This window comes from Bradyrhizobium sp. DOA1, from assembly GCF_001593325.1.
In the GTDB taxonomy this organism is placed as follows: Bacteria; Pseudomonadota; Alphaproteobacteria; order Rhizobiales; family Xanthobacteraceae; genus Bradyrhizobium.
This window is the reverse complement of sequence record NZ_JXJM01000001.1, coordinates 2,792,995-2,802,366: the sequence shown is the minus strand read 5'-3', so window position 1 is coordinate 2,802,366 and position 9,372 is coordinate 2,792,995. Positions and strand designations below refer to the sequence as shown.

Below are 9,372 nucleotides of genomic sequence, written 5' to 3'. Positions count from 1 at the left end.
CGGTGACCGTGTTCCGCAACGGACGGAAGGTCGCGGAGACCGCGAGCGCTGCAACCAGCAAGGGCGCGCTGATCGAGGCCATGATCGGCCGCGGCGGCGAAACGCTCGAGCACAGCTACACCGACGATCTGATGCTACCGCAGCCGAGCGGCAGCCCGGTGATCCTGAAGGTCGATCAGCTCTCCCTCGCCCGCAGCCTCAAGGATGTTTCGTTCGAGGCGCGCGCAGGCGAGGTGCTCGGCATCTATGGTTTCATGGGCTGCGGCCAGCAGGAGCTGTCGCGCATCCTGTTCGGCAAGCTGAAGCCGGATAGCGGCACGCTCGCCGTGGAGGGCACGCCGAAGTCCTTTGCCAGCACGGCGGCGGCGCGGCGTGCCGGCGTGGCGCTGGTGCCCGAGAGCCGGCGCGACATGCTGTTTCACCAGGAACCGGTCTACAAGAACATCTCGATCAGTATTCTCGACCGCATCTCATCGCTGCTGCTCAAGCCGGCGCAAGAGCGCGATATCGCCAAGCGCCAGGTCGAGCAACTGCAGATCAGGCCTCCGGTGGTCGGCCTCGACCTCGGCATGCTCTCCGGCGGCAACCAGCAGAAGGTTGCTCTGGCAAAATGGCTGACCTATCCGCCCAAGCTTCTGGTGCTGTGCGAGCCGACCCGCGGCATGGATGTCGGCGCCAAGAACGACGTCATCAACATCGTCCGCGACCTCCGCGCCAAGGGCCTTGCCATCATCGTGCTGTCGACCGAGCCGGAAACGGTGCTGTCGCTGGCCGACCGCATCCTCGTGCTCAAGCGCGGCGCCTTGGTGCGGGAATTCAGGAACGAGCCGGTCAGCAAGGACCGCCTGCTGGAAGCGGCGTGACGGAGAAGCACATGAGCAGCGACACGGCTTTGGCGACGGGGCAGCGGACACGCGGGCTCGCGCCCTTCCTGCGCTCGCAGATGCGCAACATCGCGCCGTTCCTGACGCTGATCTTCCTGGCCGGCTTCTTCTCCTTCGCCAGCCCCTCCTTCGCGACGCTCGACAATCTCGGCAACATCCTGACCCAGGTGTCGATCACCGGCATCATCGCGGTCGGCCTCACCTTCGTGATCCTCTGCGCCGAGATCGACCTCTCGATCGCCGCCATCGCCAATGTCACCGGCATCGCGGTCGCCTATTTCACGCTGCAGGAATCCTACGTCAACATCGCCAACGTGCCGCTGCCCGGCGCCGTCGCCATCCTGCTGTCGATCCTGCTCTGCGCCCTGCTCGGCCTCGTCAATGCGCTGGGGCTGACCGTGATCGGCATCCCCTCCTTCATCATGACGCTGGCGATGATGCAGATCGCCGCCGGCATCTCCGCTCTCCTGGTGCGCGGCCAGATCGCCTACAAGGTGCCGAGCCTGATCACTACGCTCGGCTCGGGCTCGATCGGCGGCATCCCCTGGCTTGTCATCATCGCCGCGCTGATGCTGCTCGGCGGCCATCTGGTGCTGACCTACACGCGCTTCGGCCGCTATGTCTACATGGTCGGGGGCAATCGCGAGGCCGCCGAATATTCCGGCCTCAACGTCAAGCTGATCCTCGGCGCGGTCATGGTGATCTCGGCGGTGTGCTCCGGCATCGGCGGCATGCTCGGCGTCGCCCATTTCGGCAGCGCACAGCAGAACGAGTTCGACACCTACCTGCTCGACTCCATCGCCGCCGTCGTGGTCGGCGGCACTAGCCTGTTCGGTGGTCGCGGCGGCATCGGCAACACCATCGTCGGCCTGTTCGTGCTGGGCGTTCTCAACAATGGCCTCGATCACGTCAACATCGACAGTTTCCTGAAGATCCTGATCCGCGGCCTGATCCTCCTGGCGGCGCTGGTCATCAACGTCTATGCGCAGCGCTTGAGGGAAAAAGCGGCGGAGTAGACCCTCTCGAAACAAAGGTGCGAAAACAACCCCATGCACAGTAGCCGGGGCCGCCGAAATCAATGGCTTGCGCGCGGCGTCGCAGGACTGCGGATTTAGCGAAGTGAATTTGACCTGTCGGGCAAAACAGGGGCATGATGTAACCATGGCGGCGCCCCTCAAGCGGCCGATGGAGTGCCGCTGCCGAACCCGTCATTGCGAGCGCAGCGAAGCAATCCAGGTATCTCTCCGCGGATGCATTTCTGGATTGCTTCGCTGCGCTCGCAATGACGACGCGGTGAGAGCAGCTGATCAACATGGCGAACACTGCTCAGCTCGCGCCCTTCCCGGCCGGCGAAATCTTCGAAAATCTGAAATCGCAGTGGCTGGCGCCGCCGGCCAGCGTCTGCGTCCGTTGCAGGCGGATGCCCCGCGTTGCGAAAGCGTCGAAATCGAGCCCGCAGATATTCGGCAGGATGTCCTTGTCACCGTGTTGCGCGGCGAATTTGCAGAAGCCGCAAGCCTCGTAGTTGATGCCGAACTCAAACTCGTCGCCTGGCCCGGGCTCGACGAAATCGTGGACGAAATCACCCGGGAATGCGTCTTGATGGCTCTTCGTGACACTTTGCGCCGCCTGCTCGCGCAGCATTGTCTGGTTCTCGGGTGACATGAACTCGCGCCCCGCGGCGAGGCGTTCCGCCTCGGGCACCGTGAGCAATTGTGCCTTGTAGGTTTCCCGCTCGATGTCGCCGATCACGGGCAGCGGCACGCCATGCCGCTGGAGCACGCGGCTGATGGCCATGAAGCCCACCAGACGCATGAAGAAATCGCTCATGCGGTTCGCTGCACCTCCGACATAGGGCATCTGGGCGAGCACGACCGCGAATTCGTCCATGACCTCCTGCCTGATGGCAGCGATATCGGGCAGCTGTGCACGGTCGCGCAACATCGCTTCGGCAAGGTCGAGGCGATGGCGCATGGCGGCTTCCATGGCGCCGCGATGAGCCTCGTAGAAGGGATGGATGATCTCGGCCATCGGATGTCTCTCAAACAAATCGCCCTGCCCGCTTCATTCCGCGGCGATCGCCTCGATCTCCAGCAGCCATTTGCTGTCGACGGTTTGCGCGATCATGACGGTCAGCGCGGGTTCGTGTCCCGCCAGCATTTTGCTGCGCACGCCGCGATTGGGCACGACCTGGCTGAGGTCGGTCAGGAACGTGGTGACCTTGACCAGATTTCGGATGCCGAGGCCGGCTGCGGCGAGCACCTCGATGATGTTCCGCCAAGCCTGCTCGCATTGCGCCTCAAAACCGTCGGGCACGCTGCCGTCGGACCTCTCGGGCACCTGACCGCTGATGAACAGCAGTCGGCGATGCTGACTGACTTCGAGTCCCATGCTGTAGCCGCCGGCGGGCGGATGAACCGATGGAGGATTATGCGTGACGATTTGAGCCATGTCAGATTGCCTCCTGTTCGACGAATTCCAGTGCCAACCCATGCGATGCCGCAGGCGACACCAGCAGCACGGCGCCGCGCATCGCGAAATCGACGCCGTTTGACTTCAATGTGCGTCGGGTCGCGTCGAGCTCGGCGACAGCAAAACGCGCAGCGCAGAAGCGCGGCGACGTATCGCCGGCAAGGCCCGGCAACCGCTGTGACAATTCCGCAGGGCCCAGCACCGTGATCCGATCGCCGGTCTTGCCGATCGTCAGCCGCGCCGGCGCAAGCTCGGCCGTTCCTTCCATGAGATGCTCGAGAAATTCGCGATGCCTCGCCGGCTCCGGTGCCGACATCACGACCTCGATCACGCGTGTTGCCGCGTTAGGGTGGCGCTGAAAATCGGGCTTCCAGAACAATTCCGGCGGATGGCGCTGCTGGCAGGTGAAGAACGCGATCCCAGGCATCGCGGGGTCGGTGGCAAAAGCCAGTGAAAATTCGACGCGCGCCGTGCCTCCGCCCGGAAGCACCGCGTCGCGGCCGAAACCGAACGGCGCGTAGGCGCCGATGCCCTTCGCCGCGAAATCGGCCGCATCCGCAAGGGCGTCGGTGCTGTGCAAGGCCAGCATCGACATGCCTTCGCTACGCGCGAGAAAATCCCGGTTGTGAGCCGCGAAGCTGAAGCGCCCCGGCGCCGCGGCGGGCACCAGCGCCTCGTCGGTGACAGCCAGCAATTCGAGAAAATTATCGGCGAACTGCGCGAGGCGGTTGCTGGTTCCGAACGGGTGCACCCCGGTCGGCGTGAGATTGAAGCCGAGCTTTTGCCAATCCAGCGCAGCCTGTTGCAGATCGCGGACGCAAATGACGAGATGATCGAGGCGGCGGGGCATGGGTTTCTCCGGATTGCGGATCGACCGTATCCGGCGACGGCGCTGCCGCGCAAACCATCATTCCTGCGGTTCAACGCAAGAAAATCTATTGCAAGCCCACAGCCGTTGCATGACAAACTTGGCAGCGATGACCTACGCCCTTCCCCCGCTCAACGCGCTCCGCGCCTTCGAAGCCGCCGCGCGCCATCTCAGCTTCAAGCTGGCCGCGCACGAGCTGCATGTCACGCCCGCCGCCGTGGGGCAGCAGGTGAAGGCGCTGGAGGCACGCCTCGGCGTGCGGCTGTTCGATCGGCTGCATAAGCAGCTCATCCTCACCCCGGCAGGACAGGCCTATCTGCCCGGGATATCCGAAGGCTTTCGTCATATTGCCGAGGCGACCTCGCATTTGAAGCCGGTTGGTGCGGTGCTGCTGCAATTGGGCGTCCACGGCAGCATCGACCTGCGCCGCCTCGATCTAGCGGAGTTTCGCAGCGCGCACCCGGACATCGGCCTGCGGGTGCTGCAGCCCGCCGGCCTGCACGAGCTGGTCGAAGGCAAGGTTGACCTGCTGATCGCCCGCGGTCTCGACCGTCATCCTGGCTACCGCTGCAACCGGATCGATGAGGGATCGGGTCTGGGCGACTGGCTGGTCGCGCCCGAAGGCACGGCGGATTGCCCGGAGGTCGTCAGTTTTCGCGCGTGGCTGCGCGCTTTGTCGGCCGAGAAGCCGCGCGCAAGCGGCCGCCCGCGCCTGGTCGGCATCAGCGGACGTTGAGGCTGTTCCCGGCCGCTACCAACGCCGACTCCCAATCCTACAACCGGGAAAAATGAACATTTTTCGTGCTCTGCGCGACCAGGCTCAGGATCGTCATCTGAGCCCCAGGGATTGCGCAAAAATGAACCGTCGAACGCTAGGGGTCTTGCTTGCCGGCAGCCTGCTCGCCGCGACGGCTGCGATGGCGATCCCGGTCACGCCGGACCCTGTCCGCGACAGCTCGGCGGATACCATCCAATTCGGCTGGCATCGCACCTCGGGGGCAAACGAGTATATCGATCAAACTTGGTGGGCGGTCAGGGACCGTTGCACCCCAGGCCATCTCGGTGAGCGCCTGCTCTGCGACGCGGTCGCATTTCTGGCACGGGCAGCCACCCGGACGTTCGAAGCCAAGATGTCGGCCGAGGCCGGCCTCGCGCTGCCCGCGGGCTGGGAACTGATGACCGCGAAGAACTCGCCTTTCATCCGGTCCGCGCACGTCGAGACGCCACGCGATCTCGCGGCGGTGCTCGCCTTCTATCGCGCCGCACTGCGAGAGCGAGGCTGGACGGAAACCGAGGGCGCGGTGGTCACGCCTGACAGCGCCGCGATCGGCTTCACGACGAGCGAGGGACCGGCGTCGCTTCGGCTCAGCCGCGAGGACGGCAAGACCATCGCGGATATTTCTCTGCGCAAGCCGGCGGTCGCGTCGGCTGGCATCCTGCCGAAGCCCGGGCAAGCGAGGTTGCTGCTCGGCAACAAGACGGATGAAGCGGCGGTCATCACCGTCAACGAGCGCACCATTCCGCTGGCGGGCCACGCCGGAGAAACGCTGGCCTACTCCGACAACGTTGCGGACGAACTGCCGGACGACCTGAAGCTCGACCTGCCGCCGGGCAAGTACAAGTTCAGCGTCAAGGCGGATGGTCGCGCGCAAGATCGGCAGTTCGAAGTCGCGGTCAATGAGACCTGGGGTGTTCTGGTCGGACCGGATGGCGCCTTGCTGCCGATGCGGCTTTATTGATTATCGCCTATCAACCGGATAGTTCCGGCATCCAGTCCCCCAGCTTTCGCGCAGCGCCGGTGACGTCTGCGATGGTCGGAAATGCCGCCGTCTCCACCATCATTGCGCGTGCGAGCCGCACGGCGCGAGCTTCGCTGATCGCTCGCCTGCGCGGATCCTCGATCAGCTCGAAGTCGATGTTGTGGGCGAGGCCGAAGATGCGGCGGATGGTTTTTGCGGCGGTGAAGCCGACCGTATCGGCGAACAGGCGCTGCATGTAGGCCCGCCGCTCGGCTTCCAGGCGCGCAGCCCCCTTCTCGCCGGCGAAGAGCGAGACGGGATAGGCATCGCCTTCCGCGCCGGCGCGCCAGAGGTCGAGGAATTTGCGGGCGAACTCATTCCAGACCTTTTCGACGGTCTCCAGAACCCAACCCTCGAAGGCCGCCCGCTCGCCCGCTATGCGCTCGTGGCCGGCGGAGGCGAAATAGGCCATCAGGAGATTGGCCAGCACGGCGCCGACGTCGAAGCCCATCGGGCCGTAGAATGCGAATTCGGGGTCGATCACCCGCGTCTGGCTCTCCGTCACCATGATCGAGCCGGTGTGGAGGTCGCCATGGAGCAGCGCCTCCGGGCTTGCCATGAATTTCAGCTTCAGCCGGGAGATCGCGACGTGCAGGTCCATGTCGTCGCGCAGCTCCGCGGCTAGGCCGTCGAGATAGGGCGCGGTCCAGCGGTTCTGTTCGGCGACGCGGTAGGGATCGGTGAAGATCAGATCCTCGGTGATCTTGCAGAGCGCATGGTTGCCGGCAAACGCCGCGATGCCCTCCTTCTTCTCGGCCGCGGACAGCGCGAGGTCGGAGGTAAAGAACAGCGTCTGCGCCATGAAGGTGGTGATGTCGTCCACAAAGCCAGGATATTGCGTTGCCGCAACCAGCCCCTTGCGCATGATGATGTGGGGTTCGAGCAGCTCCATCACCGTGAGCGCCAGCGCCGCGTTGTGATGCAGCAGCGCCGGCACGAGGCCGGGCGCGAGCTTGGCCTGCTTCGACAGCGCCAGATATTCGTAATGGGCCCGGGACAACGGCAACGGCCAGCTCTCGCCGACCAGGCGGACGTAAGGCAGCGCCTGCTTGACGGCGATGCCGCCGCGATTGCCCTTGACGATGAAGACGAGGTTGAGATTGCCGTCGCCGACCTCGGTGATCGCCCAGGACTTGGGCTCGCCGCCGAGCAGTGCCGCGATATCGGGCAGGCCAGCGAGATAGTCCCGCAAGTCCGCCTCATGCAAGATCCGATAGTCCCCTGCCCGGTCCCCGCTCATGACGATCCCATCTCATGTCTGGGCCGGAACGTTACTCCCGCTGCTGGGAAGCAGGAGCCGAGCCCGGCCATTCTTTTGGTCGGATCGTAGTCACAATCAACGCAGGCCGCCAGCCAGCGCTTTTGGTTGTGCCAGCGCACAGGAAGATGACCGAGGTCACGAGTATCGGGACCAAGCTGGGACGCTTGGTCGCGAGCGCTCGGTCTGCCGGCTAGGAACACAAGCGGGCCGAGACGGTTTTGCCATTCTGACCGTTTGAAGGAGCTGCCGATGAGCCGCGGAATGCCATCCATGACTGCACTTCTGGCGATGCTGGCCATCGCCGGATATCAGAACCGCGACAAACTGGCGGAGCTGCTGAAAGGCGCCGGCGGCGGCTCGTCGGCGGGGGGCCAGCAGCCGCTCGGAGGCATGCTGGGCAATCTCGGCGGCATGCTCGGCGCGGGCGGAATCGGGGGCCTGCTCAACGGCGGAATTGGCGAGCTCCTGGAGAGGTTTAACCAGAATGGGCAGGGCGAGATCGCCGATTCGTGGGTGAAGCCCGGCCCGAACAAGGAGATTTCCTCGCCGGAGCTCAAGCAAGCCATCGGCAGCGACGTCCTGGAGAAGCTCGCGCAGCAGACCGGGCTTTCTCAAGACGAGATCGTCACACGGCTATCCCGCGAGCTTCCGACCGCCATCGACAAATACACGCCGGATGGACGTTTGCCCGACGCGTAGCTGCAACGGCTCCACTCAGAAGAGGAGTACACATGAGCCTTCTTTGGACCATCATCATTGGCTTCATCGCCGGCGTGATCGCCAAGTTCATCATGCCCGGCGATAATGAACCGTCCGGCTTCATCCTGACGACCATCCTCGGCATCGTCGGAGCCTTCGTGGCCTCCTATCTCGGCCAGGCGCTGGGCTGGTATCGCCCTGGCGAAGGGGCGGGCCTGATCGGTGCAGTGGTCGGCGCGATCATCGTGCTGTTCGTCTACGGTCTTATCGCCGGCCGGCAACGCCGCGCGATCTAGAGCTGGCGCGGATCGTTACTCCCGCTCCAGGAAGCTCGAGCCGATTTCGGCCTTTCTCTTGATCGGGTCGTAATCGCAATAGACGCTGTCCGCCACCAGCGTATAGCTGGCGTAGACGCTGTATTTGTCCGTCTTGACCGAGTTCAGCCCGATCACCGAGGTGCTCTTGCCGCCGTTCCATCTAAACGGCGTCGAGCTCTTGGCCTGCTCGCAGGCCATCACGGCCTCGTTGAAGACATAGCCCTCGACGAAGGCCTTCAAGGTGCGCAGCTGCGCCGCCATCTTCCATTCGACATAGCCGATGACGCCCAGGGCGGCGACGATCAGCACCAGAAGCGCAATGACGATCCGCTGAAAAGTCATTCGATCCCCCCAAAAACAATCGCCTGCAATAATATCTAAAACGGCATGCCCATCATCCTCGACAGGCGCTCGATCGAGAGATAGCCGGCGTGGTAGGCGGCAAGGCCGATGCCGAAGACGATCGCCGAGATGATCGTGGTCCAGATCAGCTTGCGCCCCATTCGGGTCAGGATCGGTGCGCCGGGGTCGGTGCCGGGCGCGCCGACGCCGTCCTCGTGCTGGCTGCGCACGCCGAACGGCAGCGTCACGAACAGCATGACCCACCACAGCACGAAGTAGATCGCGAGCCAGGTTGAAATCTGGATGGCCATGACGCGGCCTTATGCCTGCTCGATCTCGACAAGGGCGCCGGAAAAATCCTTGGGGTGCAGGAACAGCACCGGCTTGCCGTGGGCGCCGATCTTCGGCACGCCGTCGCCGAGCACCCGCGCGCCCTCCTTCACCAGGGTGTCGCGCGAGGCGATGATGTCGACGACCTCGTAACAGATATGGTGGATGCCGCCGTCGGCGTTGCGCTCCAGGAATTTCGCGATCGGCGAACCCTCGCCGAGCGGCTCGATGAACTCGATCTTGGTGTTGGGTAGCGTCGCGAACACGGTGGTGACGCCGTGCTCGGGCAGCGGCACGGCTTCCGAGATCTGCGCTCCGAACGCCGCGCCGTAGATCTTGGCCGCCTTGAGGGCGTCCTTGGTCGCGATCGCGACATGGTTGAGCCGGCCGAGCATGTCTC

Annotated in this window: 13 protein-coding genes; 6 read left to right on the top strand and 7 right to left on the bottom strand. The window is 64.3% G+C overall.

Annotated features, from left to right (window positions below):
- Both SE91_RS13330 and SE91_RS13325 read left to right on the top strand, forming a co-directional pair.
- The coding region (locus SE91_RS13330; RefSeq protein WP_156489596.1) for an ATP-binding cassette domain-containing protein at positions 1-863 on the top strand (863 nt) is incomplete at its 5' end.
- 11 nt (positions 864-874) lie between these two features.
- Positions 875-1,900 carry an ABC transporter permease gene (locus tag SE91_RS13325; protein WP_060736202.1) on the top strand — a complete coding sequence of 342 codons (1,026 nt, stop codon included), beginning with the start codon at positions 875-877 and terminating at the stop codon, positions 1,898-1,900.
- A 310-nt stretch (positions 1,901-2,210) separates the two neighbouring features.
- On the opposite strand, the gene SE91_RS13320 is transcribed toward SE91_RS13325, so the two are convergent.
- From SE91_RS13320 to SE91_RS13310, 3 genes are read right to left on the bottom strand one after another with little or no spacing between them, the layout of a single operon-like run.
- A complete protein-coding gene (locus SE91_RS13320) occupies positions 2,211-2,915 on the bottom strand; it encodes an L-2-amino-thiazoline-4-carboxylic acid hydrolase (protein ID WP_061847900.1) in 705 nt (234 codons plus the stop codon).
- Between the two features lie 33 nt (positions 2,916-2,948).
- The gene (locus SE91_RS13315; protein ID WP_061847899.1) at positions 2,949-3,335 is read right to left on the bottom strand and encodes a RidA family protein; all 387 of its coding nucleotides are present in this window, start codon (positions 3,333-3,335) and stop codon (positions 2,949-2,951) included.
- 1 nt (position 3,336) lies between these two features.
- Positions 3,337-4,206 carry a VOC family protein gene (locus SE91_RS13310; RefSeq protein WP_061847898.1) on the bottom strand — a complete coding sequence of 290 codons (870 nt, stop codon included), beginning with the start codon at positions 4,204-4,206 and terminating at the stop codon, positions 3,337-3,339.
- 127 nt (positions 4,207-4,333) lie between these two features.
- Here SE91_RS13310 and SE91_RS13305 point away from each other — a divergent pair, with 127 nt between their 5' ends.
- On the top strand, positions 4,334-4,960 hold the full coding sequence (locus tag SE91_RS13305; protein WP_061847897.1) for a LysR family transcriptional regulator: 627 nt from the start codon (positions 4,334-4,336) through the stop codon (positions 4,958-4,960).
- 394 nt (positions 4,961-5,354) lie between these two features.
- Positions 5,355-5,963, top strand: a complete 609-nt coding sequence (locus SE91_RS13300; RefSeq protein WP_245318448.1) for a hypothetical protein — start codon at positions 5,355-5,357, stop codon at positions 5,961-5,963.
- A gap of 10 nt (positions 5,964-5,973) precedes the next feature.
- Here SE91_RS13300 and mtnK read toward each other — a convergent pair whose 3' ends face one another.
- Positions 5,974-7,263, bottom strand: coding sequence for an S-methyl-5-thioribose kinase (gene mtnK / locus SE91_RS13295; protein WP_061847895.1), 1,290 nt, complete (start codon positions 7,261-7,263; stop codon positions 5,974-5,976).
- 270 nt (positions 7,264-7,533) lie between these two features.
- Between mtnK and SE91_RS13290 the strand changes: the two genes are divergently transcribed.
- Together SE91_RS13290 and SE91_RS13285 are read left to right on the top strand one after the other, a co-directional pair.
- The gene (locus SE91_RS13290; RefSeq protein WP_061851112.1) at positions 7,534-7,983 is read left to right on the top strand and encodes a YidB family protein; all 450 of its coding nucleotides are present in this window, start codon (positions 7,534-7,536) and stop codon (positions 7,981-7,983) included.
- Positions 7,984-8,015: 32 nt separating this feature from the next.
- On the top strand, positions 8,016-8,279 hold the full coding sequence (locus SE91_RS13285; protein WP_008547711.1) for a GlsB/YeaQ/YmgE family stress response membrane protein: 264 nt from the start codon (positions 8,016-8,018) through the stop codon (positions 8,277-8,279).
- A gap of 15 nt (positions 8,280-8,294) precedes the next feature.
- On the opposite strand, the gene SE91_RS13280 is transcribed toward SE91_RS13285, so the two are convergent.
- From SE91_RS13280 to mce, 3 genes are read right to left on the bottom strand one after another with little or no spacing between them, the layout of a single operon-like run.
- On the bottom strand, positions 8,295-8,642 hold the full coding sequence (locus tag SE91_RS13280; RefSeq protein WP_061847894.1) for a hypothetical protein: 348 nt from the start codon (positions 8,640-8,642) through the stop codon (positions 8,295-8,297).
- A 35-nt stretch (positions 8,643-8,677) separates the two neighbouring features.
- On the bottom strand, positions 8,678-8,953 hold the full coding sequence (locus SE91_RS13275) for a DUF1467 family protein (RefSeq protein ID WP_061847893.1): 276 nt from the start codon (positions 8,951-8,953) through the stop codon (positions 8,678-8,680).
- 9 nt (positions 8,954-8,962) lie between these two features.
- Positions 8,963-9,367 carry a methylmalonyl-CoA epimerase gene (gene mce, locus SE91_RS13270; protein WP_008547717.1) on the bottom strand — a complete coding sequence of 135 codons (405 nt, stop codon included), beginning with the start codon at positions 9,365-9,367 and terminating at the stop codon, positions 8,963-8,965.
- Positions 9,368-9,372 lie beyond the last annotated feature (5 nt).